Origin of the sequence: Gilliamella sp. ESL0254 (genome assembly GCF_013344985.1) — a bacterium.
In the GTDB taxonomy this organism is placed as follows: Bacteria; Pseudomonadota; Gammaproteobacteria; order Enterobacterales; family Orbaceae; genus Gilliamella; species Gilliamella bombicola.
The window spans coordinates 1,153,415-1,180,380 of sequence record NZ_JAAEDU010000001.1; the positions used below are offsets into that span (position 1 = coordinate 1,153,415).

Genomic DNA, 26,966 nt, shown 5'->3' on the forward strand with positions numbered 1-26,966 from the left:
TTTAAATTCAATTAATCATTTCCATTTTTTCTTTTTTCTAAAAGGTCTAGGGCTTTCAAGCCAGCCAATTGCAAATAGATAAATATAGATAAATATTCCAGCGGATAATAGTAATAGGTCAAACTCAGATGAATATCCTCTGATTGTTTTTTTTTCTCCTAAAATAATGATCAGCATTAATATGACAGCATAGTTTAAGATTAATACTATTCTTTTTTTCCACTTTAACCCATTATCGTATCTATAATCTCTGATGGAATATTTTTTAAATCGATAAGAAATAATAAGAGGTATAATAGAAAAAAAATAAAATAAGATATAAATTAAAGCAACCATATTTATTATTCCAATTCTTCCGGATGTTCATCATATTTGCGATATTGCGAACCATCAGGACGAGTACATAAATAATATTCTGAATTTTTTGTTGGATCAGAACTTATTGCCATAATAAACTCACAATTTTCAACTATTTTACCTACATTATCTATTTCTGCTGGCTGAGGTACTTATAAATTTATTTCACTACTTTCTTCGTCTTTAATGAAATAATTTAAATTCTCAGACAAGGCATAACATTTACGGCACGTAATAAACACTTGCTCGTTTTGCTTCTTGTTTAAGGTAATCTAAAATAAGCTCACGGCTAGCAATGGGGGAATCGTACTTCTCGGCTTCGCGGTCAAAAAATGGATCTTTTATCATAAAGGGATATCCTGTGACTAATATTAGCTCTAGCATAACATAGAGTGCTATAACTTAAAATGAAGATTCAATTTATAAACAAGCGTCAAAGAGTTGTTAATGTTTTGAGGGTTATGATTGACAAGTTCTTTGCATAAATAAGGATAAAATTAATTTTATCCTTATTTAAATTTAATTAATCATTTCCATTTTTTCTTTTTTATGTATCTACGTGGGGTTTCAAGAAAACTAATAAAAAATACATACAATATAAAAATTAAAACAGCCGACCAGAAAAAAATAAGTTCTAAAAAAAGCCCTTCTCCTGGCTGACTTATCATAAACAGGCTATATAAAAAAATAAAATAAAAATAAAGAAGAGCTAAACGTCGTTTACGATTTAAAGTTTTATCATTATCATAGTCCATTGCAATATATTCCGAAAAATAGTGCCGAATAAAACACCCAACAATGGAAAAAAAGTAATAGCTAATCCATATTTCAATAGCCATGCAAATATCCTTATTTTATAAATTAAGATTTGTGGCAGTTTTTTTCCCTCTCAATCGCACGATAACCAATATCATGGCGATAAAAACAACCATGCCAATAAATACCTTTGATGTGCTCATAAGCACGCTGTTGCGCTTCAAGTACGGTGTTGCCAAGTGCTGTTACGCACAACACACGTCCGCCATTGGTGTAAACGCGACCTTTTTCTAGACTAGTACCTGCGTGGAAGATTTTGCAATCATCACTTGATTCGGCAGGCAGTCCAAGGATAACGTCTTGGGTATTATACTCACCCGGGTAACCGCCGGCTGCTAGGACTACACCTAATGCAGGTCTTGGATCCCATTTTGATTTGACGGTATCTAATTTCCCATCCACCGCTGCAAGGCAAAGTTCAGCCAGATCCGATTGCATTCGCATCATTATTGGCTGTGTTTCGGGATCGCCAAATCGGCAATTAAACTCAATAACTTTTGGATTACCTTCTTTATCAATCATTACACCCGCATATAAAAAGCCAACATAAACATTGCCTTCTTGTGCCATACCATTGACCGTTGGGTAGATGATTTCATCCATTATTCGTTTAAAAACAACCTCAGTCACCACTGGTGCTGGCGAATATGCCCCCATACCACCAGTATTTAAGCCTGTATCACCGTCGCCAACACGTTTATGGTCTTGGCTAGTTGCCATGGGCTCTACATGTTTGCCATCCACCATGACAATAAAGCTGGCCTCTTCGCCATCTAGAAACTCTTCAATCACGACTCGGTGACCGGCATCACCAAAGGCATTACCGGCTAACATATCACGCACAGCATCTTCAGCTTCTTCCACTGTCATGGCAACAATCACCCCTTTACCAGCGGCTAGCCCATCAGCCTTAATCACAATCGGTGCGCCCTTTTCACGAATATAGGCAATGGCTGGAGCGACTTCGGTAAAGTTTTGATATTCTGCAGTAGGAATTTTGTGGCGAGCTAAGAAGTCTTTAGTAAAGGCTTTTGACCCTTCAAGTTGTGCAGCGGCTTTAGTTGGTCCAAAGATTTTTAATCCCGCTTTTTGGAAGCTATCAACAATACCAATTACTAACGGGGCTTCAGGTCCCACTATAGTTAAATCGATTTGTTCTTGCTGAGCAAAGCTAAGCAGACCACTTACGTCGGTAGCTTTGATGTTGATATTTTCTAAGCTAGGCTCTAGAGAAGTACCGGCATTGCCTGGTGCAACAAAGACTTTAGAAACCAATGGTGATTGTGCGACTTTCCAAGCAAGTGCATGTTCGCGCCCACCATTACCAATGACTAAAACTTTCATAAAAGATCCTTTAATGATGTCTTTTTAATAATAAACAAGGTCGCCCTATTAAGGTCTAAAATTAGTGCCTAAAATGGCGCATATGCGTAAATATCATTGCAATATTGTGTTCATTGGCCGCTTGAATCACTTCGTCATCACGAATCGATCCGCCGGGCTGAATTACACAAGTCACCCCTGCAGCGGCAGCAGCATCGACCCCATCTCTAAATGGGAAAAACGCATCTGATGCAACAACAGAACCTGCAACGTTTAAATTTTCGTCTTGCGCTTTAATGCCGGCTATTTTTGCGGAATAAACTCGGCTCATTTGCCCGGCACCAATACCAATTGTCATGTTATCTTTTGCATAAACAATGGCATTGGATTTAACAAATTTAGCCACTTTCCAACAAAATAGCGCATCAGAAAGCTCTTGGTCGGTTGGCTTACGCTTGGTGACTACCGTTAATGCATCTGGTGATATCATGCCTAAATCACGATCTTGCACTAACAAACCACCATTGACACGTTTAAAATCTAAACTTGCTGACGCTGATGTTGACCACTCGCCACATTCAAGCACGCGCACATTTTTTTTAGCTTGAATGATGATCAGCGCTTCTTGACTAACTGAAGGTGCAATAATCACTTCAACAAATTGTTTATCAACAATCGCTTGGGCGGTTTTAGCATCTAACTCTCTATTAAACGCAATAATGCCACCAAAAGCTGAAGTGGGGTCGGTTTTAAAGGCTTTTTCATAAGCGTTTAAAATGTTATCGCTAACGGCAACACCACAAGGGTTTGCATGTTTTACAATCACACAAGCGGGCTCGTCAAATGATTTTACGCATTCAAGTGCAGCGTCAGTATCAGCAATATTATTATAAGAAAGTGCTTTACCTTGCAGTTGCTTTGCCGTTGCAATCGAGGCTTCTTTGACATCTTGCTCAACATAAAAAGCCGCTTGCTGATGGGCGTTTTCGCCGTAACGCATATTCTGTTTTTTAATAAATTGTAGATTTAACGTTCTAGGAAACTCGCCCGATGGCTCATTGGTTTCGCCCATATAAGGGGGGACTAATTGCCCAAAATAGTTGGCAATCATGCCATCATATTTAGCTGTGTGTTCAAAGGCTTTAATAGCAAGGTTAAAACGATATTCAAAAGAAAGGGAATTTTGGTTATCATCCATCATGTTAATGATATTGGCATAATCATCACAATCAACCACAATGGCAACATCTTTATGATTTTTAGCGGCAGATCGCACCATCGTTGGACCACCAATATCGATGTTTTCAACGGCGTCTTCTAACGTGCAATTGGCGTTAGCAACCGTTTGTGCAAAAGGGTAAAGGTTGACAACCACCATATCGATTGGCGTAATTTGATGTTGTTGCATCACATCATCATCAACTCCTCGTCGCCCTAAAATGGCGCCATGAATTTTGGGATGTAACGTTTTAACTCGCCCATCCATCATTTCAGGAAATCCGGTATAGTCAGATACTTCCGTTACCGGTATCTGGTTTTCCATTAACAATTTTGCCGTCCCCCCTGTTGAAAGAAGTTCCACATTTCGTTCTGATAAGGCTTTGGCAAACTCTAAAATACCGGTTTTATCGGACACACTAAGTAAAGCACGGCGGATGGGACGAAACTGCTGCATGAGGGAAGCTCCGAGGTTGATATCTAAATTCAAATGGTTAAGTCGACATTATATATAAATTAAGGGTAGATGTTTAGTATTAACTTTTTAAAAAATTTTATTAAACAGGGTCAAAACGAGTAAATCATAATATTTGACGTTGATCACAGAATTAACATTTTCATGGAAAATCACGCATTACTAGCTTTCTTTTTTTGTTTTTCCATAATATTGTTACGCGTAACTGTTATGCATAACAATTTAAAATAAAAGGGAGAAAATAATGAAATCTTTATTCGAACTAAAGGGAAAACGCGCTTTAATTACTGGGTCAGCACAAGGTATTGGTAATTTACTTGCTACAGGCTTAGGTCAATACGGGGCAAGTATTGTTATTAATGATATTACCCAAGAACGCGCTGAAAATGCAGCAAACCAATTAAAATCACAGGGCATCAATGCTGTTGGCATCGGTTTTGATGTAACCAATTACGATTCGGTCAAAAATGCCATTGATCGTATCGAAAAAGAGATCGGCCCCATCGATATATTAATCAATAACGCCGGTATTCAACGTCGTCATCCATTTACTGAGTTTCCTGAAGCAGATTGGGACGCGGTGATTAATGTTAACCAAAAAGCGGTTTTTTTAGTTTCACAACAAGTGGCTAAACACATGATCACGCGTAAGCAAGGAAAAATCATTCATATTTGCTCAATGCAAAGTGAACTAGGTCGCGACACCATTACCCCTTATGCCGCATCAAAAGGCGCAGTCAAAATGCTTGTAAAAGGGATGTGCGTTGAGCTTGCTCGTTACAACATTCAAGTTAATGGTATTGGACCTGGCTATTTTGATACTGAAATGTGTAAAGCACTGGTTGAAAACAAAGAGTTCACCCAATGGCTATGTCAAAGAACACCTGCGGCACGCTGGGGTAAACCAGAAGAACTCATTGGCTCTGCCGTGTTTTTATCCTCTGCGGCATCAAACTTTGTCAATGGACACATTCTTTATGTTGATGGCGGAATGTTAGCCGCAGTTTAAAAAAACATATCGCGGCAATTGTATTTTTAGTTCATCAAATTGAAGAAGATTAAATCAATGTTATTAACAAAAAACGTTGATAAAAATTGTCGCCAAAATCACTTTATTATTATTTAAAGCGAGAAGAGCATGAATATAACAAACAAACTGGCGCCATCTCGTTGGTGGCGATTAATGCCAATCATTTTTATTACTTATAGTTTAGCCTATCTAGACCGTGCCAATTATGGCTTTGCCGCAGCTGCGGGGATTAACAAAGACTTAGACATCAGCCCCAGCACATCCTCATTAATTGGCGCACTTTTTTTCCTTGGTTACTTCTTCTTCCAAGTACCTGGATCTATTTATGCAGTTAGGCGAAGCGTTCGCAAACTCATTTTTGTATGTTTAATACTATGGGGATTATGTGCCGCATTGACAGGAATGGTCAGTAATATTCCATCACTTATGGTGATCCGTTTTGTACTCGGTATTGTTGAAGCAGCCGTTATGCCATCAATGCTAATTTACATCAGCACATGGTTTACTAAAGCTGAACGCTCAAAAGCCAACACGTTCTTAGTTTTAGGTAATCCAGTAACCGTATTATGGATGTCAATTGTATCTGCGCACTTAATCGACCTTTATGGTTGGCGCGAAATGTTCATCATTGAAGGGTTACCGGCTGTATTATGGGCAGTGATTTGGTGGATCCTTGTACGCGACAAGCCATCGGAAGTTAAATGGCTAACTGATGTCGAAAAAGCGGATTTCCAAGCCGCTATGGACAAAGAACAACAAAACATCAAACCCATGCGCAACTATGGCGAAGCGTTTCGTTCAGGCAATGTCATTAAACTTTGTGCAGTGCACGCATTGTGGAGTATTGGCGTATATGGATTTATGATGTGGATGCCATCAATCATCAAATCAGCAGGTAAAGTTGACATCATATCTGTTGGCTGGTTTGCTGCCATTCCTTATTTTGTTGCTATTGCTATGATGTTAATGGTCTCTTTCTATTCCGACAAACTACAAAATCGCAAACTGTTTGTTTGGCCATTATTACTTATAGCAACTATCGCATTTTTTACTGCTTATTTGCTTGGAGCTGAACATTTTTGGATCTGTTTTGTGCTTTTATCACTTGCAGCAGGTTGCATGTACGCACCTTATGGACCTTTCTTTGCCTTAATTCCTGAACTATTACCAAGCAATGTATCTGGCGTGTCAATTGGCTTAATTAATAGCTTTGGGGCACTGGGCGCATTTATTGGTGCTTGGTTAGTTGGTGTTATCAATGCAGTAACTGGCAGTGCGGGAGCATCATATATCTTTATGGGGGTATCTTTAGTTTTATCAGTTATTTTAATGGCTAGTGTTAAAGCACCTAAAAATAATTAATAATATAACCAAAATAAGAAGACAATAGACATTGTCTTCTTATTTATTGTAACGAATATTATTTCTTTTCTTGTTTTTGCTGTTAAAATGCCACACATTCAACCGGCATCCCTTCTAAAATAACAGGTTATGAAAGATAAACGCATTAGTTTACAAGATATTGCCAATTTAACTGGCGTGACTAAAATGACCATTAGTCGCTACCTAAGAGATCCAAAACAAGTCTCTGAAAAAAATCAAGAAAAAATAGCAAAAGTACTAAAAGAAATCCAATACATCCCCAATCTTGCCCCCCAAATAATGCTTGGTTCACGCAGCCATTGTATTGGTATTGTTATACCGTCTTTTAAAAATCAAATATTCACCGAAGTGCTTGCTGGAATTGAATCGGTCGCATCAGCTCATCATTACCAAACAATCATCACTAATTACAATTATGACAAACAGCTAGAAGAAGAAAAAATCATTAATCTACTATCATACAACATTGATGCACTTGTCTTGATGGAAAAGGACCACACCGAAGCCACCCTACAATATCTAAAAACAGCCAACATTCCTGTTGTTGAACTTATGGATATCACCCAAAGTTTTTTTGACATCCAAGTCGGCTTTGATAACGAACAAGCTGCCTATGATATGACATTGCAAATGATTGAATCTGGTAAAAAAAATATAATCTATTTTAACTCAGTCGCCAGTGCTCGAGATACTCAACGCTACCATGGCTATCAGCGAGTCATGAAACAAGCAGGACTCACGCCACACCAAATCATACCTGATGCGATATCATCAATAGACTTAGGCAAAAGCCTATTTCACCAAGCCATTCAAAAATACCCTGATATGGATGGTGTTTTATGTACTAACGATGATATGGCAATTGGGGTCCTGCTTGAATGCCTAAATTATAATATCCCCGTACCAGAACAAATTGCCATTGCTGGCTTTCACGGCTTAGAAATCGGCCGAGCTAACCCCCAAAAAATCGCCACCGTCATCACGCCACGATTTGAGATTGGCAAAGTTGCGATCGAGTTATTGTTAAAAAGGTTGAATGGAGAGAAGGTTAAAAGTAGTGTTAAATTAGATTATAAGATTGATAAGGGGCAGACTGTTTAGGGGATGTTTTTTTTTAGAAAAAACAGCAAAATAAAAACTCTAATAAAATCAATACTTTTTCTGACCACTTTTTGGATATAATTGTATTGCTCCAGCTTCGGGTAGCCAAAGCGTGGAATTGCAAAGGTAATTCGCTTTAATTCCCTTTGCTCGGACGTGATCACTGTGGCTATCTTGTTCACCCAAGGTCAAAACGTCCGAAACCACTGCACAATTTATTCTATTCACCAACTCCAAAAATCCTGATTTTACGTAAAAAATCAGTCAGAAAAGATATTGATTTTATTTAAGTTTTTGTTTTTTCATTTGGCTAATCAAAATAGAAAAGTTTTTTTAGGATTTATTTTGATTTAGTAATATGAGTAATAAATGCGCTATTAATATTTGGAGCGGGAAACAAGGTTCGAAAACAGCTTGGTAACCTGTTGGACTAGTTCCTAGTGGACACTTATGGACTTCTATGGATTCACGAAAAATACTTTTTACTAATCCTCATCTTATGGCGCTAAACCATTCATTGACAAGTTATTGAATAAAAGCATCTAACATTTTGTGTGGTTCAGCTTATCTAAATTGATAGTTAATTGTGATAAATATTTCTCATTATGTAATAAATGATTGGAATTATACAGCTATAAAATTATTTGTTAGCATGAATTCATTGTGTATTACTTACCTAATTATTTAGTAAATCTAAGAATATTTTTCCTATACCTGGCACAAGGAGGTTAAGTTATTTAATTGAAAATATTAAAGTTGTAAATATCACATTAAGTCCAAAGGACATTACCTTTATTGATAAAAGCATGGCTAATTTTGTTATTCATGGAGAACCTTATCCTAAGGAGGATATGGTTAGCTATGGCTTTGATGAATAAATTCAATTTAACCCCAAACAAATTTATAATATGAGCGAATTACATGGAAAGAACAAATAATACATTTCCCACATTGAGCCTTCTTACCTTAGCAACAGCACTGTTTATTTCAATTATGACAGAAGCTTTGCCTGCTGGTTTTTTACTGTTAATAAGTGAAGATCTAAGTGTTACAGAAGCTCAAGCGGGTCAATTAGTGACACTTTACGCATTAGGTTCTCTACTATCAGCTATCCCATTAACAATTGCTACACAAAGTTGGAATAGAAAAAAATTATTAGTAACAGTTATACTTGGTTTTGGCATTACTAATTTTATGACTGCATATTTTCTGTCTTTTACTATGATATTAATAGCTAGATTTTTAGCAGGTCTTTTTGCTGGTCTTTTATGGGCAATGGTGGCTGGTTACGCAACAAGAATGGTTAGTGATGATAAAAAAGGAAGAGCAATAACTATAGTTATGCTAGGGGTTCCGATAGCCTTATCTATAGGTATTCCATTGGGCACATTAATAGGTCAGTTAGTCGGTTGGAGATTAACTTTTCATATAATTACAATAATCTCTTTGTTGTTGGTCATTTTGATATGCCTAAAACTACCTAATTTAGAAGCATTAAAAACGAAGAAAAAGAATGCCATGTTTTCTGTACTATCTATACCTTATGTAAAATCGATTTTAGTAATAAATTTTATTTTCGCTTTTGGTCATAATATTTTTTACACCTATATATCACCATATTTACAACTTTCAGGAAATGAAATGAATGTCGATGCTGTTCTATTTATTTTTGGTATTTCATCGATTATCAGTATTGCTATTGTCGGGATATTTATTGACAAATATTTACGTAAGTTGATTATTTTATCTCTCAGTTTTTTTGCTATCTCCGGATTATTATTTTATGCTTTTGATAACATTTATTCGTTAATCTTAGTCTCAATTGTAGTATGGGGATTGGCTTTTGGCGGTGGAGCAACATTATTTCAAACAGCATCAGCAAAAATAACAGGAGAATCTGCTGATATTGCACAGTCTTTACTTGTATCACTTTGGAATTTGGCAATAGCTGGTGGCGGTTTTTGTGGCGGAATGTTGCTAAATGTTTTCGATGCAAGAGTATTACCAATCATGATGTGTATTTTGTTGATATTAGCTATTTTTATAGTTTTATATGCTGGTAAACTTGGTGTTGAAAATGCAAGCGGAGACGATAATGCATCTCATTGATCTGCATGTTCACACTTTAGCAAGCTGTCATGGATATAGTTCAGTATACGAAAATATAATGTTTGCTAAATACAAGTGGAAGCAAAGTAATCGATTTTTTTTAGTATAAAAAATAAATATTTTACCGTGTAAATAAATTTATTTATTTTTCATCTCATTAATAAAAGTAAGAGCATCAGCACCTGCTCTTTCTTCATTCCAAGACATTCCTATTTTCCATTTTGATCCTTTTCCCATGAGTTCATGATATTTAATTTTTGATTTAATATTATGAACTAAACTATTAGGTAATATCGTTACATTTGAATGTAAATTAGACATAGATATACTATTATAAACATTATTTGTGTAATATACCTGTGGAAAATTTAGTGAGTTTCTTGAAAGAAATTTCGAAATTTTTTGAGATAATTCAAAATGCGAATCACAATTTGGTAAACAAAGAGTATTTTTATCTAAAATTTGATTAATATCATTAAAATTATTAATCTGAAAGTTGTCTTTGGGATTGGATATAATTAATAAATGATCTGTACCTATCTCTTCATATTTTATTTGTTTATTGACAGGCTTTTCCATAAAAGCTATATCTAACTCTCCAGATAATAGCCTTTTTTCCTGCTCTGCTGAATCCAACTCATGTATTTGAATTTTTATCATTGGATGGTGTTCTGTATATCGATTTATCATTTCTGGTAATATATTTATAAAAGAAAATGTATGTCCGATATTCAAAACACCCGTTCTACCTGTTTTTATTTTTTTTACTATACATAAGAATTTATCTAATTCATCGGTTAAATTAAGTGCGTATTTATATATTATTTTACCTTCATCAGTCAGGTAACAACCATGATTATCTCTCAGAAATAGTTGAAAACCGAATATTCCTTCAAGAAGTTGAATTTGTTTTGTAAGTGCTGGTTGAGTTATATTAAGTTTCTCAGCGGCATCGCGAAAACTATCACTTGTAGCTAATACAATGAATGATCTTATTTTTTTTACATACACAGGGAAATCCTTCTAGTTAGCTATTAAGTATTATACTTAATTATTAGATTTTGAAGTTCTAATAATTACACTTGTTCTAACAAATAAAGAGCTAACTTGCACAAATAGCTTGCTGATTACTATGAGATATTGATCCTAAATAGTCTTCAGGCCATACGGGTTCTCCATGTTTTAAACTACACCCCAAAAGTTGTACAAAAAATTAAGCTGCTAGAAAATAATACTCCCGATATTGAACAGGACTCTTTTTGTCCAAGTTTAATTTAATTCTTCTATGATTATAATAATGGATATATTCCTCAATATCCGCTTTTAACTACTCAATAGTATCATACTTATTTAAGTAATAGACTTCGGATTTTAACAATCCAAAGAAATTCTCAATAACAGCATTATCTATGCAATTTCCTTTTCGAGACATAGTCTGTACGATATTTCTTTTCCTTAGTTTTTGTTGATAATGACATATATGATAATGTCAACCTTGGTTTGAATGTAAAAGCTGTATGTCGGCGCTTTGCTTAGGTTGTGTAAATGGTTGATTTTCCTTGAAAATACAAAAATAAAAACTTCAATAAAATCAATATCTTTCCTGACCACTTTTTGGATGTAATTGCATTGCTTTTTTACACAAAAACAACTCACAAAAAACACCTAAGATTATGTTATTTGTCTTGTTCCGGCGTCAGAATGTGCCGACAACAGAGCGAGGTTAGCACGCCAAACAGGGATGTTTGGCGAGGCTATTCTCCGTCTGGAACGGATAATAGCCGGTGCGTCAAGACCGAGCGGCGTCGGACAAATTTGTCTGGAACAAATTTGAACACCTGAGCATAGCGAAGGTGGCCTCGAAGAGGCGAGTATCAGGATGATACGAGTAGCGTAGCCGTAGGCCACATTCTGTAGCCAAAGCGTGGGATTGCAAAGGGAATTCGCTTTAATTCCCTTTGCTCGGACGTGGTCACTGTGGCTATTTTGTTCGCTAAAGGTCAAAACGTCCGAAACCTTGCCGTACTATAAATAGACCACAAATTTAAACCGCAACAGCGCAACCCTAAGGGAAATGCCCCAACTTGCGCGGGGGCGTTATTCTTTGTTAGATTGTCCTCTCAGGCACCATAACCGCCCCCGCGGCCCAAGGATTAAGGAATAAGAAATAAAAGCTAAGGTGCGGTGCAAACAGCATAATAGCTGTTGGAAGCAGGGAGGCTGTAAACGTTGCCGAGGCTCAAGCGGACATAATAGCCATTGCCATGTGGTTCGGTGCCCGCCCAGTAGAAGTCGTCGACGAAGCCCGCACCAGCGTAGCTGTACATGCCGCCCCACTCCGCTAAAAGACCAGCACCTATATGACGCATATAATGATTACCAGATGAATGAGGCAAGGCGCCAGAAATAGGAAGATAATCTCTTCTGACTGAATTGGTTAAATCCTTAACCTGTGGCGCACGATAACCCAAACGACTACACCAAGTGGATTGGTTAGCCAAAGTATCCCGTCTATCACCCCGATTGACGAACCACTGCTTTAACACAAATCCATACCTCACCTCATTACCTCGACCATCCCTACCCACCAACTCAAAGGTCTGTGGCAAAGATAGCGACGGAGTAAGCCGACTAGGATTTCTTAAATACATCTGATAACTACTAGCCCTAGGACCGCTTAACTTAACTCGTGCGACAACTTTTCCTTTATCAACACCAGGAATCCAACTATCATTAGCTGCTACACTTGTCACCGTAGCCGTTATTCCACCACGAGTAACTGGAGACCATGTCAACTGACTTGCATCAACTCCAGTAGGCATCTCTAAGTCAAAAAACAACCCATCCATACCCGTTGTAGGAAAATTTTGGCCGTAAGATGATGGACTTGTTGACTGAGTTAAAAAACCCTTATCTGGATTCCATATGTTAGCTGGGCCGGCGTAATTGCCTGTGCCACTAATAAGATTAGGCCTTGCGTGACTCACAAAATAACAAGCAACAGGACCAGTAACACCATACGGATTGATATAATATGTCACCCTTTGACCGCTAAAACTGGTTCTATTAGGAACCCCGTACTGTGTCTGTAAATATCCCCCTGTACTACTTAAGGTTACTCTATAAGGAGCCTTACATATACTTAATTCATCGTCACGACTAACGGTATTGCCATCCTTATCCCTAAACGATACCGATATATTCCCTGATGCGGTAACTCCATTAGCACCCTGTCCATCCCCATCATCATCACGCCAATAATTATACCTAGTGATTAAATCACTTATACTCACTGAACTAACCGATGACGGGACTATCATATCTATATCATCCAAAGTATTCCCTGCATAAGGCAATCCTATTGGATTTGATACACTTGATGTATTAGTAGACGGCGTGATAACCCGACCATTGTGCAACCGAATAGACAACAGACTGTCTGTATCTGTTGCCTTTGTTAGACCACGGTCGAATGTTAAATACGGCGCACTACCCACGATATACTTTGATGTATAAGCCGTTAATGCCGCAGAGCCCTGTGTATACGACAACAACAATACCACGAAGAACAACGCCGATTTAGAAAATCTAAATAATCTAAGTAAACCTAGTAAGCCTGATAAGCTTGGTAAACTTAGTAAACTTGGTAAACTTGGTAAACCTGAAAATTTAAATAGAAGAGGTAAACGCCTTGACCTCGGTGATAACCCTACCGATAACGTCTCCGATTTCGCTACGCGAAATGACCTCGCTGATGAAAATAAGAATTGAGTCTGATTTCGACTACGGTGAAAATTAAAAAGTTTTAGGGCGTAGGTTTGGCAGGCCAGATGCCAGATGCCAGATGCCATAAATGGTAACGCATTTCGATCATCCTGTCAAGTAAATTTTTGTTTTATTTCGATTTTTTATAACTGACTGCTCTAATAATGAGCACTCCCTTGCTTTGAAAGCGATTAAATTATAACCGCTTGACCAATAATGCGCTACCTTTTTTGTTAAAAATTTGTAAAGTTTTGTTAAAGGATGAGTCAGCCTACGTTGGCGGGCTTTTGGGGGAAAAGTTTTTGGTTAAAAACAACTTAGTCACCGACCAAAAAATCGGTCAGGAAAGTAATTGATTTTATTAAAGTTTTTGTTTTTTTATTTAGCTAATCAAAATAGAAAAGTTTTTAGAATTTATTTTGACTTAGTAATATGAGGAATAAATGCATTATTAAGATTTGGAGCGGGAAACGAGGTTCGAACTCGCGACCCCGACCTTGGCAAGGTCGTGCTCTACCAACTGAGCTATTCCCGCTTATTGAGGTGCTTCAAAAGAAGTGGTGAGCATTATACAAAAAAATTTGTATCTAGCAACCACTTTTTGCCATTATTTTTTATCTTTCCAACTAAGTGATTCAAAAACGCCAAATAAGAACAGACGTACTACTTTGAATTTGTCTTGTTGCTTTTCTTGCTTGGTCATGGTTGAGCTTAGGAACCATGCTTGTAAGCCGTGGGTAACCACAAAGGCAATTAAGCCTATATTGGCAACAATATTGGCTGGTTTTGGATAAGGGCAAATTAGGTTAAATAATAAAAATAACCACATTAACGAATATAAGGTTTTGCCAATAAAGATGAACATTAATTATCTTCCCGTATAAAAAGGTAGCTGTGAACTTGGCCGGCGGTTTTTTCGCGATGTAAGTGCCAGTTATTTGGAATATAGGTTGTTAGGTCGTGCTCGATTTCTGCTTCAATATAGATATAAGCCGACGGTTTGAGCCAGTTGTTGTGTTCAAGTAGGCTGACCGTTTTTGCGACTAAGGATTGGTGAAACGGCGGATCGATAAATACAATATCAAACTGTTTGGATGCAGGTTTGTTAAGCCACGCGAGGGTGTCGGTGTGATAAATGTCGATAGCATCGCTCGCAATTAACTGTTTGTTTTTGTTGAGTAAGTGAGCAACTTGTTTGTCTTTTTCCAGTAAGGTGACGCTTGTGGCGCCCCTTGATGCGGCTTCAAAGCCGAGAGATCCGCTACCAGAAAAACAATCCAAGCAATGACTGCCTTGGATAACTGGCATTAACCAGTTATATAAGGTTTCTTTGATGCGGTCTGTGGTTGGACGTAGTCCTTGTTTGTCAAGCACCGATAACTTTCGTCCACGCCACTTTCCGCCAATAATTCTGATTGAACCATTCATGTTAAATCCTTTATCAGAATAGTTCTGATGTATTGCCTTCAGAGTCGATGACTTTGGTGCCTACTTCTTGTGTTGCATAACCCGTTGGCTCAGTGCCCTTTATAAAATATTCTGACATGGTTTTTGAACCTGAGTTTGGTAATAATCCTGTTTTTTGATCAATCGTGACCGAAATAACATTTTCAGGTTTGACATCTTCTTTTACGGGAACATCTTTTAGGGCGACTTTCATATAATCGACCCATACTGGGTTTGCCGTTACGGCACCGGCTTCGGCTCGGAATGTTCGGCCTAAATCACGTCGGTGGTCATCAAACCCCATCCAAACAGTGGTAACAATATTACCACCAAATCCAGAAAACCAGACGTCTTTAGACGCGTTGGTGGTACCTGTTTTACCACCTACGTCTTTTCGACCTAATGCTTTTACGCGCCATGCAGTTCCTTGCCAATCTGAGCCACCAAATACAATAGATCGAAGTCCATCTTTCATGATATACGCAATACCACTATTGACTGTGTGTGGAGCATATTTTGGTGTAACATCTGTATTTTTTTCGTCTGGATTGATGTCAGGTAATACTAAATTGTCGTCAGCTTTAAGGTTAGCTTGTTCTGGCTCTTCGCTATCTGATTCGTTCAATTCATTTTCGACACTGTCTAATGCCACAGATTTAGTACCCGCTGTGCCGATATCGTCATTACAGTCGTGACAAGCAATCACAGGTTGATGTTGATATATGGTGCCTGCACCATTGTTGTATTCTATCTTTTCAATCAAATATGGCGTAATTAGGTAACCGCCATTAGTGATAACAGAATAAGCTCTTGCAACTTGTAGTGGTGTAAACGATGCCGAACCTAACGCTAATGACTCGTTATGCGAGATGTTTTCTTTAGGGAAGCCAAAACGCTCTAAATACTCTGCTGCATAATCGATCCCTATAGCGCGCAATGCCCTGACCATCATTACATTTTTAGACATTCCAAGGCCGATTCTTAACCGTAATGGCCCCGCATAAGTTGGCGGTGAATTTTTGGGGCGCCATGTTTCACTACCCGTTGAGCGGACAATAGGTGCGTCATTGAGTAGTGTCGCCATTGTCAAACCTTGCTCTAAAGTGGCGGTATAAATAAATGGCTTTATGTTCGAGCCTAATTGCCTTAAGGCTTGTGTAGCGCGATTAAATTTGCTTAAGTTAAAATCGTAACCCCCAACAATGGCTTTGATTGCACCATTGTCGGAATCAAGTGATACAAGTGCAGCATTAACCGCTGGAATTTGTGCGAGTCCCCAGTTGTCGTCCGATTTTTTAACCCAAATAAGCTGCCCTACTTTGAGAGTATCCGACACTTTTTTCGGGAATGCGCCTTGTCGTGAGTCACTAATAAATGGACGTGCCCATTTCATATCTTGGTAGCTAATAGTAATATTACTTTTATCGGTTAATACAGCGGTGGCTTCTTGATCTGATACGGCCATGATCACCGCTGGGCACATGCCGCTATAGCATATATATTTGTTAAGTGTTTGTTGGATCTTTTCAGGATCCCATGCCGTTTCATTCGGTTGCCATAGGACTTTTTCAGGACCACGGTAACCATGTCTGATGTCATAATCGATAATATTTTTTTGAACCGCTTCTGTCGCCGCTATTTGGTCAGTTTTTGAGATAGTCGTGTAGACTTTGTAGCCGTCGGTGTAAGCATTTTCGCCAAATTTATCATACATAAATTGTCGCGCCATTTCGGCAACATAAGGCGCTGAAAATTCGATTTGTGGCGAATGATAGCTTGTGCCAAGAGGTTTTTTAATGGCTTCGTTGTATTGAGCTTGGGTGATATAGGATTGATCTAACATGCGTCCTAAAACCCAATTACGTCTAGTTAGTGCACGATCTGGGTGTGCAACTGGATTATATGCCGATGGTGCATTAGGTAAGCCCGCTAATAAAGCTGCTTCGTCAATGGTTAATTGCTCAGGTGTTTTGCCAAAAAAGGTGTAAGATGCTGCTGCAACGCCATATGCTCTTGAGCCAAAGTTGATCATGTTAAGGTATAAAGCCATGATTTCTTCTTTTGATAGCTCTTTTTCCATGCGGATAGCAAGGATGATTTCTTTGGCTTTACGTGCGATGCTCTTTTCAGGCGTTAGGAAGAAGTTTTTCGCGACTTGTTGAGTAATGGTACTACCGCCTTGAGAAAATCCTTTATGCTTCAAACCAATATACATCGCTCGAACAATACCAATCGGGTCAATACCAAAATGTTCGTAAAAACGGGCATCTTCTGTTGCAATAACTGCGTTAACCACCGTTGGAGGAATTTCGTTATATTTTAATGGTGTTCTGCGTCGTTCACCAAAAATAGCAATTAATTCACCGTCTTTGCTTAGCACTTGCATTGGTGTTTGTAAGCGAATATCTTTTAATGTTGCAACGTCGGGAAGTTCCTTTGAATAATAAGCATAACCGGCAATGCCAATAACTAAAGCACAAAGAAATAAACCGATGAATAATTTTAGAATAAATTTCAAAACTCTAACAAATATCACAAATCTTTCCTATATTCATTTTTTAGGCAAAATAGTGGCATCAGAATTTTCTGCGCCAATATTCATCAATCTTTAGATAAGGATCTTCATTTTGGCATTTTAAAAAATGCGAATGTTTGATCTCTCATTGATTAAATCATACAAAATTGTGGGCATTATCTCCCATCTTTTGTTTTATTTTAAGCAATTTTTATCTGGATCATGAAATAATTCTATTTTAACTTAATAGAGCAAGCATTATGTGGAGCACACAACTTAGCATATCAAAGCAACAATTATGCATTGCAACGCTTTTTTATTCAGTGCTAATAATACTTTGTTGCGTTTTGTTTGCTGATACGACTTTAAATTGTTATACCTTTATTATCATTCCATTATTGATAATAGAATGGTGGCGCTGTCTATACTATTTGCAAACAATTAAAGGCGAATTTGCGTTATTTCACTATATCAATCAACTATATTGGCACAAACAGCGCTGGTATTTGATGCATAAACCATTGATATTCCGTTATGTTGTTATTTTAAATTTAAAATCTCGACACGATGGTAAACATGGTACGCTTTGGTTAATGATTGATAACTTTCAGCCTCATGACTGGCGAACATTACGTTATTATCTAAAACAAATTGAATTAAATTGACACAACTCCATATTTTATTAAAAATTTACCTGAAAGAGCCGTTTCACTAATGTGATTTTTTAATCCAGTATTGATATGGTTCAGATTCTATCTGCGATGAGAGTAATTCGTGATCCATATGGCGGCAAAAGCTAGGGACATCGCGAGTTGTGGCAAAGTCATCAGCAATAACATGAAGAACTTGCCCTATGGCAAGTTCTCGAATGGATTTTCTTATTAACATGATCGGTTCAGGACAACGCAATCCAAGCGTATTGAGTTCTTTGTCGATAGTTATATTCATTTTAGTCTATTTGATAATTATAAAAATAGTTTACTTAGATAATGAGGCACAGCGTCTTGTGCATTTGAGCCGATGACCTCTAATTCTGGCAATAATGCCTTTAATTCAGAGCTACCGTTTTCCATTATACATCCTTTACCGGCGGCTTTTAACATTTCGTAGTCATTCATGCCGTCACCAAAAGCAATGCTGTCTTTTAAACTGTAACCCAATTTTTCAACCACTTTTTTTAATGCACTACCTTTAGAGACGTTTTCGGCCATGACTTCAAGGCAGTTTAATGTTGAAAAAGCAACACTAATTTTATTGCCAAATTTTGCCTCTAACCGATTTTTTAACTGAACAAGGTGTGGGTAAAGTGCATCATCGGTCGTCGTAAAATAAATTTTAGCAATATCATCGGTTGAAAAATCAAGTGGATTAAATAATTGATAAGTGAACTGTGTATCTCGAAAAAATTCTAATGAAAATGTATCTTCTTTATTAATTAACCAATCATCACCACGATATACATGTGTATAAATTAGTGGGTCATCCATGCTCATTTGGGCAATTTCACTAGCAAGTGATGGGGTAATACTTTGGCTAAAGACTAAATTACCTTGGCTATCATGCACTCTTGCCCCATTTGAAGTTATCATAAAAGCATCAATTTCCATATTTTCGCGCATTTGGGCAACATCAATATGGTGTCTTCCTGTTGCAAAAACAAAATGAATGTCTTTTTTGCGTAATGCTTGAAGAACTTGTTTGGTATAAGGTGATAAGCTATGTTCAGGAGTTAATAAAGTCCCATCTAAATCAGAAGCAACAACATGCATAATATTCTCTACTTTTATAATAAATTGTAATAATAATGGCTAAAAATAATATACTTTGAACAATAATTACATATCAAAGCAAAGGCTAAAACAAGTTAAAGTATGATACAACTCCGTTAACATTTACTCAACCAATTGTGGCGTAATAAAAATAACTAACTCGCGTTTTTGTTGTTTTTTGCTGTTGTGTTTAAATAAATTGCCAATAACAGGCATATCACCAGCACCAGGAACTTTGCGGTTATTGTTAGTATTAACTTGTTGAAAGATTCCCCCTAAAACGACAGTTTCGCCATTTTTTATTTGCACTTGTGTTTTGATTTCTTGGGTATCAATCGCTAACGCTTCACCACCATCGCTACGTTTTATTGAGCGCCCTGCCGTATTTTGTGTAATATATAAATCTAAAATCATGCGATCATCAGACACTATTTTGGGCGTCACTTCTAGCCCCAATACCGCGGGCTTAAATTCAATTGATGTCGCCCCATTGCTACCACTAGATACCTCGTAAGGAATTTCGGTACCTTGTTTTATTGAAGCCATGTTTTGATTAGCGGTAAGTAAATTAGGACTAGCGATAATTTCAAGTTGATTTTCAGATTCAAGTGCTGATAGTTCTAAATTAAGTAAACTGCCCGATAGTTTTGCTAAATTAAACCCCACCGAGGTAGTAGGATGTGCCACACCAAGGCCAACCTCGAACTTATCGAATAATTGTGATGACTTGCCGGTGTACCCCCATTTAATACCGAGCGCTGACATACTTTCATCACTCATGGTGACAATATGCGCTGATATATGGACTTGAGGCATGGGTTTATCCAGTGTTTTGATTAATTTTTCGATCTGGTTAAATTGTTTGGTTAGATCGGTGACGATGAGCGAATTAGTCCGTTTATCGTGTGTGACCTTTCCCCTTTCTGATAATAGCCCTTGCTGTTGAATTGTTTCGATTAAAGTAGTTGGATCAGCATGGTTAATGGCTATTGATAACGAATTAAGCGGTTGGTTGAGTTCTTGTTCTTTTTGCGCTAATTGTTGTTTTTGCATTAAAATATCTGGATCTGGCGCTTTGGATACGAACAGAATATTATCATCAATTTCAGCTTGTAAATTTGCTGAGTCTAATACAATCTTTAACGCTTTATGCCAATCAACATTATTAAGTTTAATGGTCTGCTTGATTGCTACATCTTCTGACATGACTAAATTCATCTGCTGACTGTCGGCTAATGCCTGTAGGATAATGGCAATATCCGTTTGGTAAAATGTCATTGAGATATTGTTTTTCTGTTCGGCATTTACTGATTGATCAATATTGGCATGACTAGCATTTATACCAATAATAAAAAAAATAGAAATAATTACGTTTGCCAAATTGATTTTGGCTTGAGTAACTCGACTAATATAGTGGTTTAGCCGTTGTTTTTTGGTGTTGTTGTTATTCATTGAGAGGCATTGTCCATGATACAGTCTGATGGCAATAATTAGGTAAATCTGCTTGCCAAATAATTTTGTCGTTAAGTAAAGATTGCATATGCCAAGGAAACAAAATGTTTGGCACTGTGTCATCGGTTATCGCTAGCCACTGATTATTAGATGATAACCAAATTTGCTGATAAGGTTGATCAATCTGTTTCATTACCCCCCTAAAATGCCAAATTTGGATCTGCTCAAGCAATTGTTCGGTTTGTTCACTGCATGAAACAGAATAATAAGGTTGAAACGGATCTCGTTCTAAAGGCATATTAGCCTTAAGGTCAAAACAGATAAAAAAGCATAAACCGATGTATTGATATATATAACGTATCATTCGTTATCCTTTTTGAACAATAACGTAAACATGATCTGTAACTGTTGATCTTGTTTGCTGATTTTTAAATTTTGAAAATCAAGAAAATAGAAATCATCCATCAATGACGCAAGCAAATTCATAAAATCAAAGAATTGACCATTTAACTCAATATCCCAATTAACGGTTTGGGCTGTTTGATAGCGCTTAAAGGAACTCAACACGAGGTGATGTTGTTCAATCATTTGTGCAAGATCTTGTTCTGATATTAAACTATATAAACTATTTTTACTTGTCTGATAACGCTTCACTTTTGCTTGTAGTAACTCCGTTTCAGTGATTTTTTGCTGATATGTGTTGCTTTTTAATTTTGCTTGTTGCTCAATGTCGTGAATAAAAAATAGATAAATCATCACAGAAACCGCTAAACAGCATAAAACAGACACCAAATATTGTTGCCAAATTGGGCGATAAAAAAAATCACTGTTCATCTAAATAAATTTCCATTTCAAAAACTAAGCTCGTTTTATTAGACGAGACGCTATTTATTTGGCTGTTACTGATATTTTTTAGCGTTAACAGATTTTGATTAAATTTAGTCAATTCAACATAACTAAAGCTTTGTCCGTCGATCCTGATTTTTTGTTGTTCATAATAAAAAGAGTCTAGCCAAATGACAGAAGGTAACTGTGCCGAAAGTAACAATAAAACATTTTGAATCTGTTTGTGGCTTAATGATGGGTTAGGTAAATAATGAGATAATTCAGCAGTGAGCTTTTGCACTACCTCTTGCTGTTCTAACAATTTTTGGTCGTAATGTCGTAGCTCATTTCGGGCTTGAATCCAAAGATAACAGAGCAAACAACTGATTATACCAATTAAACCCGCAACCACGTAGGTTAATTGTTGCAGGTGCTTTGTTTGCTTTTCTTGACGCCATGGTAAAAAATTAATTTTAGCATTATCGAATTGATAACCAGCAAATGTTAATAGCAGTTCATGCTTTTTAAAAAGGTTAATCCAACTTTCAATATAATCACGTTCAACGATCATCACAGTAACATGTTTGTTTTGTTTAGTTGGATAAACAAAGTCAAAAAGTACCTTTTTAGCAGGCAATTGAAATAATTTATAAATATTAGCTTCAACATATAAAATCAATTCACTTAATTTTAGCTTTACATCGGGTAAGGTGAGTTGTTGCGTTTGAATTAAATTGATATCTAAATTAAGTTCGTATTGTGTGCGCCTAGTAAATTTTTTTTGTAACTCACCAATAAAAAATTCAATATCTGCGGCATTTTGATAATTAAATGCAATTAGGTCATCATTAATGGTCAATGCAGTGTTTTGCTTAGTTATGCCTACTGCCTTATAGCGTAAAATGGTAGGTTCAACATAAATAATAACGCGTTTTTTATTAAAAACCATGATTGATTAGCTTTTTATTTTTGATAACCGAATCACTTAATCATAATGCTAGTTGACTAAATAAAAATAAACAAAAGTGATTTTTGCGAACTATCACCCAAAAAATGTTTAAAATTAAACCGAACGAAGTGGATTTTAGAGAAATTTAAAAAAAAAGGTTGACTGGAATAAGCCGTGCCTTATAATGCACACCCACACGGTAAGGGTGATTAGCTCAGTTGGGAGAGCACCTCCCTTACAAGGAGGGGGTCACTGGTTCGAACCCGGTATCACCCACCAATCTTTACCGTGACGTTTTAGTAATAAAACACTTGGGGTGATTAGCTCAGTTGGGAGAGCACCTCCCTTACAAGGAGGGGGTCACTGGTTCGAACCCGGTATCACCCACCATCTCTAGATGGGTCGTTAGCTCAGTCGGTAGAGCAGCGGACTTTTAATCCGTTGGTCGAGCGTTCGAATCGCTCACGACCCACCATTTAATTACACAAATTCTAAGTAAATCAAATTAATCTAATTAAAACAAAAAAGCGATGAGAACGCCAGCGTTCGACAAATTTGTCTGGAACAAATTTGAACAACACGTAGTGTTGGCCCCGAAGGGGTGAGGCACACGATGTGCCGAATAATCGCTCACGACCCACCATTTAAATATATAATCCCTAAGTAAATCAAATCAATCTAATTAAAAACAAAAAAGCGATGAGAACGCCAGCGTTCGACAAATTTGTCCGGAACAAATTTAAATAATCGAACTATACTAAAAAAATAAATACGATAAAATAAGTAAGTTATTTATTTTTTAAAGGAATCTTTATGCTAAAGTTTCTTGCTAAATTATTACTAGTTTTGTGTTTTAGCACTGCTACTTATGCTGAGCAACAACCTTTATTTGATTTTAATGAGGAGTATCAAAAAGCAACCAAACAAAATGATGCTGAAGCACAATATCATTTAGGTCTTATGTATGCTGACGGCTCATATACTAAAAGACGTCATTTTAAAGCCGTCGAAAATGGATTTGAACAACAAGAAGCTAAACCCGATTATACACAAGCAAAGCAGTGGTTTGAAAAAGCAGCCAATCAAGGCAATGTTGCTGCTCAACATAGCTTAGCTTTATTGTACTATAATGGACAAGGGACAAAGCAAAGCTATTCAAAAGGAATTGAATGGGATACTAAAGCAGCGAAAAAAGGTGATGCGGTTGCTCAATATACCTTAGCAACGATCTATTACAAAGGCACAGGGGTAAAACAGAACTACTTTAAAGCTAAACAATGGTTTACTAAAGCAGCTGAACAGAACTATTCTGACGCCAAAGAGAATTTAGTTATTGTAACCAAAAAAGTCAATGCTATTGTAGCCAAACAACAAGCTAAGAAAAAACAAGCTAGTAATAATGATTGTGGTTGTTATTAAGAATAAAATAATCCAACGCATCAAAGATCTGAAATCATAACCAAATGTATATATTGTTCTCATAGTTTGGAGAAATTAAATACCAAATAGCAAATAACAGCTTGATAACGTCTTATATACGAATCATCCACAACTAAAATCAATTGGCTCTATTTAATTAAACTAAAAAACAAACAAAACTAATCGATAAGCAATATAAAACATCACGCAACCTACCAAAAAGTCTAATATGATCCACATCTTTTTCTGTTTAAACAGTGGCGTTAATAGTCTTGCACCATAACCTATTCCAAAAAACCAAATAAACGAAACACAAACCGCGCCAATCAAAAATGCCAATTTTTGTTCACTTGTTAATGTGCCTGCAATCCCCCCCACAATAACAACGGTATCTAGATAAACATGAGGATTAAGCAAGGTAACAGCCAAGGTTGCCAGTACTACTTTGAGTAAACGGTTATTTTGCGGATCTTGAGATTCAATTTGCATGTAACTATTACCTTGAATGGCACTTTTAAAAGCTGAAAATCCATACCAGATCAAAAAAACCGCCCCTAAAATGGCAAGAATGCGAGTTATTAATAGATTAGTACTAATAAACGAACCCACCCCCAAAATACCTACTGACATCAAGACGAAGTCACAAATAAAACAGATTGCCGCTACAAAAAAGATATGATTTTTTAATAATCCTTGCTTAAGTACAAATAAATTTTGAGCACCAATGGCAATAATTAAACTTGCCGAAATTAATGCGCCTTGCATTACATCTTCTAACATATTAAGACACCTAAAAAACTAATCATATTTATCTGATTTCAAAATAGTATAGGCGATATTAGTTGGGTGGTCATCTCTTTATCATTTAAGCTGTTATAATAAAATGCGTATATTTCTAAAATTTTTTGGACATAAATAGTGAATATAATTATTGTCACAGATAGCTTATCAGACGCTTACTCAGTATAATCGTTTAAATAACAATCAAACTGCTTTTTCTTATATGATTTTTGAATTTATTATTTTCCTTTCAATAGGTGCCGCTGCTGGATTATTAGCCGGTATGTTTGGTGTTGGCGGTGGAGCATTAATTGTACCGTCTTTAATTTTTACCTTAAATTACTTTAACCTTGGTGATCCTTGGATTAACCATATTGCCATTGCAACATCATTAGCCACCATCATTGGTACTAGTTTGTCATCTAGCTATATTCACAACAAAAACCACAATATTCAGTGGCCAATTCTAAAAAAAATGGTTTTAGGCTGTATGATTGGCACGTTAGGCGGTTCATATATGACTCCCTATATCCCGGGCAGTTGGTTAAAATGGGTATTTATTATCTTTCTTATCTATGTAAGTTTTAAATTTATTTTACAGATAGATAAAAAAAACAAAAATCTAGTCAGTCAAACGGTTCCCTTTAACAATCAAATTTTTATCTTTGCCGGCACGTTAATTGGTATTTTTGCCGCCCTTGTTGGTGTGGGTGGTGGTGTATTAGTAGTACCATTTTTGCAAAGATGTGGCATTGATATGCGTAAAGCCATTGGCACATCGGCAGCTTTTACCGTGCCAGTTGCAATTGGTGGAACCATTGGCTATATAATCGCTGGTTGGAATAATCCACAATTACCACAGTATTGCTTAGGCTTTATTTATCTACCTGCCGCATTCGTCATTATGCTAGCGAGCATACCAATGGCTAAAGTGGGAGTGCAAATTGCGCAAAAATTATCAATTAAAAAGCTAATCAGATTTTTTGGTATCTTTTTATTATTTCTGGCTATAAAGCTAATCATTTCTTAATATGATAAATAGACACAAAAAAGGTCGCAACTGCGACCTTATCTAAAACCGGCTAGAACATAAAACCAATAGGCAGTACTAACAGATTAATACAAACAACTATCTTGCATCTTTAACCGCAAGCCCTAATTGCCAAACTGCCATGGCATAATGCGTGCTATGGTTGTAACGGGTAATAGTATAAAAGTTTGGTAATCCATACCAAAATTGGTAACTGTCGCCCATATCAAGGCGCAACAAACTGACCTGTGTCTGTCCATCTAAAGAGCTTTTTGGTTTTAATCCAGCTTTTGCTAGTGTTTCAATTGAGTATTTTGTGCTAAAGCCTGTATCAAGTGATGGCGCTTGACCATTAGCCATAACCGCTACTTTTTTGCCTCGTTGCCAGCCGTGCGACTTAAAGTAGTTTGCCACACTACCAATAGCATCAACTGGATCCCATAAATCAATATGACCATCATGGTTAAAATCAACAGCATAACGTCTAAATGCAGACGGCATAAATTGACCATATCCCATTGCGCCAGCAAACGATCCATTTAAATCAAAGGGATCAACGCCTTCATCACGACACATAACTAAAAAATCTTCTAATTCTTCAGAAAAATATTGCGCACGTCTTGGATAGTTAAAAGCCAGTGTTGACAGGGCATCAATAATTTTTGTTTTACCCATTACTCTACCCCAACCCGTTTCAACACCAATAATACCAACAATAATTTCGGGAGGCACGCCGTATTCATTATAAGCACGTTGCAATTCTTTTTGGTATTGGTTCCAAAAATCAACGCCTCGAGGAAGATTACTCGGCGTAATAAATTTATTTTTATATCGAAGCCAAGCACCATTCGGCACCGTCGATGAGCCGATTTTTGGTGCTTGTTTATCCATTAAATTAATGACCCAATCCAGTTTATTGGTTTGTGCAAGCACATTGCGCAACTGTTGCCGATTAAAACCATGTTTACTGGCCATTCTATCGATAAACTTTTCTTTATCGATAGCTAATGGCGAGCTAATGGTTTCAGATGGATTGTGATCTTTTTCAAGATAAACACCACCTTTGACATTGGTATGTCCACGATGTTCTTTCATTGGAGATGTTGAAGATCTCTCACTACTACAAGCTGTAAGCAATAAAATTATGCTAATAAAAATGGCAATACGCTGCATACAAAAAAACCGTATCTTAAGTAATTAAAGA

26 protein-coding genes, 4 tRNA genes and 1 pseudogene are annotated in these 26,966 nt (G+C 36.9%); 10 read left to right on the top strand and 21 right to left on the bottom strand.

Annotated features, from left to right (window positions below; all coding sequences use genetic code 11):
• Window positions 1–15 precede the first annotated feature (15 nt).
• The 5 genes from GYX25_RS05350 to purH form a co-directional block, all read right to left on the bottom strand.
• On the bottom strand, window positions 16–336 hold the full coding sequence (locus tag GYX25_RS05350; protein WP_160403626.1) for a hypothetical protein: 321 nt from the start codon (window positions 334–336) through the stop codon (window positions 16–18).
• 243 nt (window positions 337–579) lie between these two features.
• Entirely contained in the window at window positions 580–705 is a 126-nt protein-coding gene (locus tag GYX25_RS11270; RefSeq protein ID WP_255457035.1) for a hypothetical protein, read from the bottom strand.
• Between the two features lie 179 nt (window positions 706–884).
• Entirely contained in the window at window positions 885–1,196 is a 312-nt protein-coding gene (locus GYX25_RS05355; RefSeq protein ID WP_174786889.1) for a hypothetical protein, read from the bottom strand.
• Window positions 1,197–1,218: 22 nt separating this feature from the next.
• Complete coding sequence (purD, locus tag GYX25_RS05360; RefSeq protein WP_091346078.1) at window positions 1,219–2,517, bottom strand: phosphoribosylamine--glycine ligase; 1,299 nt, start codon at window positions 2,515–2,517, stop codon at window positions 1,219–1,221.
• A gap of 61 nt (window positions 2,518–2,578) precedes the next feature.
• On the bottom strand, window positions 2,579–4,171 hold the full coding sequence (purH, locus tag GYX25_RS05365) for a bifunctional phosphoribosylaminoimidazolecarboxamide formyltransferase/IMP cyclohydrolase (protein ID WP_174786890.1): 1,593 nt from the start codon (window positions 4,169–4,171) through the stop codon (window positions 2,579–2,581).
• 262 nt (window positions 4,172–4,433) lie between these two features.
• Between purH and idnO the strand changes: the two genes are divergently transcribed.
• The 4 genes from idnO (at window position 4,434) to GYX25_RS05385 (ending at window position 9,812) form a co-directional block, all read left to right on the top strand.
• Window positions 4,434–5,198 (top strand): gluconate 5-dehydrogenase, encoded by a 765-nt coding sequence (idnO, locus tag GYX25_RS05370; protein ID WP_091346082.1) that lies wholly within the window; start codon window positions 4,434–4,436, stop codon window positions 5,196–5,198.
• Between the two features lie 129 nt (window positions 5,199–5,327).
• Complete coding sequence (locus GYX25_RS05375) at window positions 5,328–6,581, top strand: MFS transporter (RefSeq protein WP_174786891.1); 1,254 nt, start codon at window positions 5,328–5,330, stop codon at window positions 6,579–6,581.
• Window positions 6,582–6,710: 129 nt separating this feature from the next.
• The gene (gene idnR, locus GYX25_RS05380; RefSeq protein WP_174786892.1) at window positions 6,711–7,703 is read left to right on the top strand and encodes a DNA-binding transcriptional regulator IdnR; all 993 of its coding nucleotides are present in this window, start codon (window positions 6,711–6,713) and stop codon (window positions 7,701–7,703) included.
• A 921-nt stretch (window positions 7,704–8,624) separates the two neighbouring features.
• Entirely contained in the window at window positions 8,625–9,812 is a 1,188-nt protein-coding gene (locus GYX25_RS05385) for an MFS transporter (protein WP_174786893.1), read from the top strand.
• Window positions 9,813–9,950: 138 nt separating this feature from the next.
• Here the strand turns inward: GYX25_RS05385 and GYX25_RS11185 are convergent, their stop codons facing one another.
• From GYX25_RS11185 to GYX25_RS05425, 8 genes and pseudogenes are all read right to left on the bottom strand, one after another.
• Entirely contained in the window at window positions 9,951–10,823 is an 873-nt protein-coding gene (locus tag GYX25_RS11185) for a LysR substrate-binding domain-containing protein (RefSeq protein WP_160404081.1), read from the bottom strand.
• A gap of 91 nt (window positions 10,824–10,914) precedes the next feature.
• Window positions 10,915–11,010 (bottom strand): hypothetical protein, encoded by a 96-nt coding sequence (locus GYX25_RS11405; RefSeq protein ID WP_160404082.1) that lies wholly within the window; start codon window positions 11,008–11,010, stop codon window positions 10,915–10,917.
• A 15-nt stretch (window positions 11,011–11,025) separates the two neighbouring features.
• Window positions 11,026–11,325, bottom strand: a pseudogene (locus tag GYX25_RS11195) (IS3 family transposase); the annotation flags it as partial.
• A gap of 661 nt (window positions 11,326–11,986) precedes the next feature.
• Window positions 11,987–13,663: a hypothetical protein gene (locus GYX25_RS05405; RefSeq protein WP_174786894.1), complete on the bottom strand. Its 1,677-nt coding sequence runs from the start codon at window positions 13,661–13,663 to the stop codon at window positions 11,987–11,989.
• Between the two features lie 373 nt (window positions 13,664–14,036).
• Window positions 14,037–14,112: transfer RNA gene (locus GYX25_RS05410), tRNA-Gly, on the bottom strand.
• Window positions 14,113–14,184: 72 nt separating this feature from the next.
• Window positions 14,185–14,442, bottom strand: a complete 258-nt coding sequence (locus tag GYX25_RS05415) for a DUF1145 domain-containing protein (RefSeq protein WP_174786895.1) — start codon at window positions 14,440–14,442, stop codon at window positions 14,185–14,187.
• On the bottom strand, window positions 14,442–15,005 hold the full coding sequence (rsmD, locus tag GYX25_RS05420) for a 16S rRNA (guanine(966)-N(2))-methyltransferase RsmD (protein ID WP_174786896.1): 564 nt from the start codon (window positions 15,003–15,005) through the stop codon (window positions 14,442–14,444). Before rsmD ends, GYX25_RS05415 begins: the two co-directional genes overlap by 1 nt.
• A 13-nt stretch (window positions 15,006–15,018) precedes the next feature.
• The gene (locus GYX25_RS05425) at window positions 15,019–17,541 is read right to left on the bottom strand and encodes a PBP1A family penicillin-binding protein (RefSeq protein ID WP_174787039.1); all 2,523 of its coding nucleotides are present in this window, start codon (window positions 17,539–17,541) and stop codon (window positions 15,019–15,021) included.
• Between the two features lie 257 nt (window positions 17,542–17,798).
• On the opposite strand from GYX25_RS05425, the gene GYX25_RS05430 reads away from it, so the two are divergent.
• Window positions 17,799–18,203, top strand: a complete 405-nt coding sequence (locus GYX25_RS05430; RefSeq protein ID WP_160401799.1) for a protein YgfX — start codon at window positions 17,799–17,801, stop codon at window positions 18,201–18,203.
• Between the two features lie 46 nt (window positions 18,204–18,249).
• Here GYX25_RS05430 and tusA read toward each other — a convergent pair whose 3' ends face one another.
• The 6 genes from tusA to GYX25_RS05460 form a co-directional block, all read right to left on the bottom strand.
• Window positions 18,250–18,486 (bottom strand): sulfurtransferase TusA, encoded by a 237-nt coding sequence (tusA, locus tag GYX25_RS05435; RefSeq protein ID WP_091346100.1) that lies wholly within the window; start codon window positions 18,484–18,486, stop codon window positions 18,250–18,252.
• Between the two features lie 17 nt (window positions 18,487–18,503).
• Window positions 18,504–19,310 carry a Cof-type HAD-IIB family hydrolase gene (locus GYX25_RS05440; protein WP_091346102.1) on the bottom strand — a complete coding sequence of 269 codons (807 nt, stop codon included), beginning with the start codon at window positions 19,308–19,310 and terminating at the stop codon, window positions 18,504–18,506.
• Window positions 19,311–19,430: 120 nt separating this feature from the next.
• Window positions 19,431–20,759, bottom strand: coding sequence for a secretin N-terminal domain-containing protein (locus GYX25_RS05445; protein WP_202983823.1), 1,329 nt, complete (start codon window positions 20,757–20,759; stop codon window positions 19,431–19,433).
• On the bottom strand, window positions 20,752–21,123 hold the full coding sequence (locus GYX25_RS05450; protein ID WP_091346105.1) for a hypothetical protein: 372 nt from the start codon (window positions 21,121–21,123) through the stop codon (window positions 20,752–20,754). Before GYX25_RS05450 ends, GYX25_RS05445 begins: the two co-directional genes overlap by 8 nt.
• Window positions 21,120–21,593, bottom strand: coding sequence for a hypothetical protein (locus GYX25_RS05455; RefSeq protein WP_174786897.1), 474 nt, complete (start codon window positions 21,591–21,593; stop codon window positions 21,120–21,122). Before GYX25_RS05455 ends, GYX25_RS05450 begins: the two co-directional genes overlap by 4 nt.
• Window positions 21,583–22,533 carry a PilN domain-containing protein gene (locus tag GYX25_RS05460; RefSeq protein WP_091346109.1) on the bottom strand — a complete coding sequence of 317 codons (951 nt, stop codon included), beginning with the start codon at window positions 22,531–22,533 and terminating at the stop codon, window positions 21,583–21,585. The genes GYX25_RS05455 and GYX25_RS05460 overlap by 11 nt, the downstream gene beginning before the upstream one ends.
• A gap of 203 nt (window positions 22,534–22,736) precedes the next feature.
• On the opposite strand from GYX25_RS05460, the gene GYX25_RS05465 reads away from it, so the two are divergent.
• The 4 genes from GYX25_RS05465 (at window position 22,737) to GYX25_RS05480 (ending at window position 23,952) form a co-directional block, all read left to right on the top strand.
• Window positions 22,737–22,812 (top strand) — tRNA-Val (locus GYX25_RS05465).
• A 35-nt stretch (window positions 22,813–22,847) separates the two neighbouring features.
• A tRNA-Val gene (locus tag GYX25_RS05470) sits at window positions 22,848–22,923 on the top strand.
• 9 nt (window positions 22,924–22,932) lie between these two features.
• A tRNA-Lys gene (locus tag GYX25_RS05475) sits at window positions 22,933–23,008 on the top strand.
• Window positions 23,009–23,346: 338 nt separating this feature from the next.
• Window positions 23,347–23,952, top strand: a complete 606-nt coding sequence (locus tag GYX25_RS05480; RefSeq protein ID WP_091346111.1) for a tetratricopeptide repeat protein — start codon at window positions 23,347–23,349, stop codon at window positions 23,950–23,952.
• A 162-nt stretch (window positions 23,953–24,114) separates the two neighbouring features.
• Here the strand turns inward: GYX25_RS05480 and GYX25_RS05485 are convergent, their stop codons facing one another.
• Entirely contained in the window at window positions 24,115–24,732 is a 618-nt protein-coding gene (locus tag GYX25_RS05485; protein ID WP_091346112.1) for a LysE/ArgO family amino acid transporter, read from the bottom strand.
• Between the two features lie 223 nt (window positions 24,733–24,955).
• Here GYX25_RS05485 and GYX25_RS05490 point away from each other — a divergent pair, with 223 nt between their 5' ends.
• Window positions 24,956–25,762, top strand: coding sequence for a sulfite exporter TauE/SafE family protein (locus GYX25_RS05490; RefSeq protein ID WP_238785983.1), 807 nt, complete (start codon window positions 24,956–24,958; stop codon window positions 25,760–25,762).
• Between the two features lie 99 nt (window positions 25,763–25,861).
• On the opposite strand, the gene mltB is transcribed toward GYX25_RS05490, so the two are convergent.
• Window positions 25,862–26,935 carry a lytic murein transglycosylase B gene (gene mltB / locus GYX25_RS05495; protein WP_174786898.1) on the bottom strand — a complete coding sequence of 358 codons (1,074 nt, stop codon included), beginning with the start codon at window positions 26,933–26,935 and terminating at the stop codon, window positions 25,862–25,864.
• Window positions 26,936–26,966: the final 31 nt, after the last annotated feature.

Coding starts and splice junctions, on each gene's coding strand:
- GYX25_RS05460 (WP_091346109.1), bottom strand. CDS start 22,533: ATGGTTTTTAATAAAAAACGCGTTATTATTTATGTTGAACCTACCATT.
- GYX25_RS05450 (WP_091346105.1), bottom strand. CDS start 21,123: ATGATACGTTATATATATCAATACATCGGTTTATGCTTTTTTATCTGT.
- GYX25_RS05480 (WP_091346111.1), top strand. CDS start 23,347: ATGCTAAAGTTTCTTGCTAAATTATTACTAGTTTTGTGTTTTAGCACT.
- purD (WP_091346078.1), bottom strand. CDS start 2,517: ATGAAAGTTTTAGTCATTGGTAATGGTGGGCGCGAACATGCACTTGCT.
- GYX25_RS05405 (WP_174786894.1), bottom strand. CDS start 13,663: ATGGCATCTGGCATCTGGCATCTGGCCTGCCAAACCTACGCCCTAAAA.
- GYX25_RS05350 (WP_160403626.1), bottom strand. CDS start 336: ATGGTTGCTTTAATTTATATCTTATTTTATTTTTTTTCTATTATACCT.
- GYX25_RS11270 (WP_255457035.1), bottom strand. CDS start 705: ATGATAAAAGATCCATTTTTTGACCGCGAAGCCGAGAAGTACGATTCC.
- GYX25_RS05355 (WP_174786889.1), bottom strand. CDS start 1,196: ATGGCTATTGAAATATGGATTAGCTATTACTTTTTTTCCATTGTTGGG.
- tusA (WP_091346100.1), bottom strand. CDS start 18,486: ATGAATATAACTATCGACAAAGAACTCAATACGCTTGGATTGCGTTGT.
- GYX25_RS05485 (WP_091346112.1), bottom strand. CDS start 24,732: ATGTTAGAAGATGTAATGCAAGGCGCATTAATTTCGGCAAGTTTAATT.
- GYX25_RS05445 (WP_202983823.1), bottom strand. CDS start 20,759: ATGAATAACAACAACACCAAAAAACAACGGCTAAACCACTATATTAGT.
- GYX25_RS05415 (WP_174786895.1), bottom strand. CDS start 14,442: ATGTTCATCTTTATTGGCAAAACCTTATATTCGTTAATGTGGTTATTT.
- GYX25_RS05375 (WP_174786891.1), top strand. CDS start 5,328: ATGAATATAACAAACAAACTGGCGCCATCTCGTTGGTGGCGATTAATG.
- purH (WP_174786890.1), bottom strand. CDS start 4,171: ATGCAGCAGTTTCGTCCCATCCGCCGTGCTTTACTTAGTGTGTCCGAT.
- idnO (WP_091346082.1), top strand. CDS start 4,434: ATGAAATCTTTATTCGAACTAAAGGGAAAACGCGCTTTAATTACTGGG.
- idnR (WP_174786892.1), top strand. CDS start 6,711: ATGAAAGATAAACGCATTAGTTTACAAGATATTGCCAATTTAACTGGC.
- GYX25_RS05430 (WP_160401799.1), top strand. CDS start 17,799: ATGTGGAGCACACAACTTAGCATATCAAAGCAACAATTATGCATTGCA.
- GYX25_RS05385 (WP_174786893.1), top strand. CDS start 8,625: ATGGAAAGAACAAATAATACATTTCCCACATTGAGCCTTCTTACCTTA.
- GYX25_RS05455 (WP_174786897.1), bottom strand. CDS start 21,593: ATGAACAGTGATTTTTTTTATCGCCCAATTTGGCAACAATATTTGGTG.
- GYX25_RS05490 (WP_238785983.1), top strand. CDS start 24,956: ATGATTTTTGAATTTATTATTTTCCTTTCAATAGGTGCCGCTGCTGGA.
- rsmD (WP_174786896.1), bottom strand. CDS start 15,005: ATGAATGGTTCAATCAGAATTATTGGCGGAAAGTGGCGTGGACGAAAG.
- mltB (WP_174786898.1), bottom strand. CDS start 26,935: ATGCAGCGTATTGCCATTTTTATTAGCATAATTTTATTGCTTACAGCT.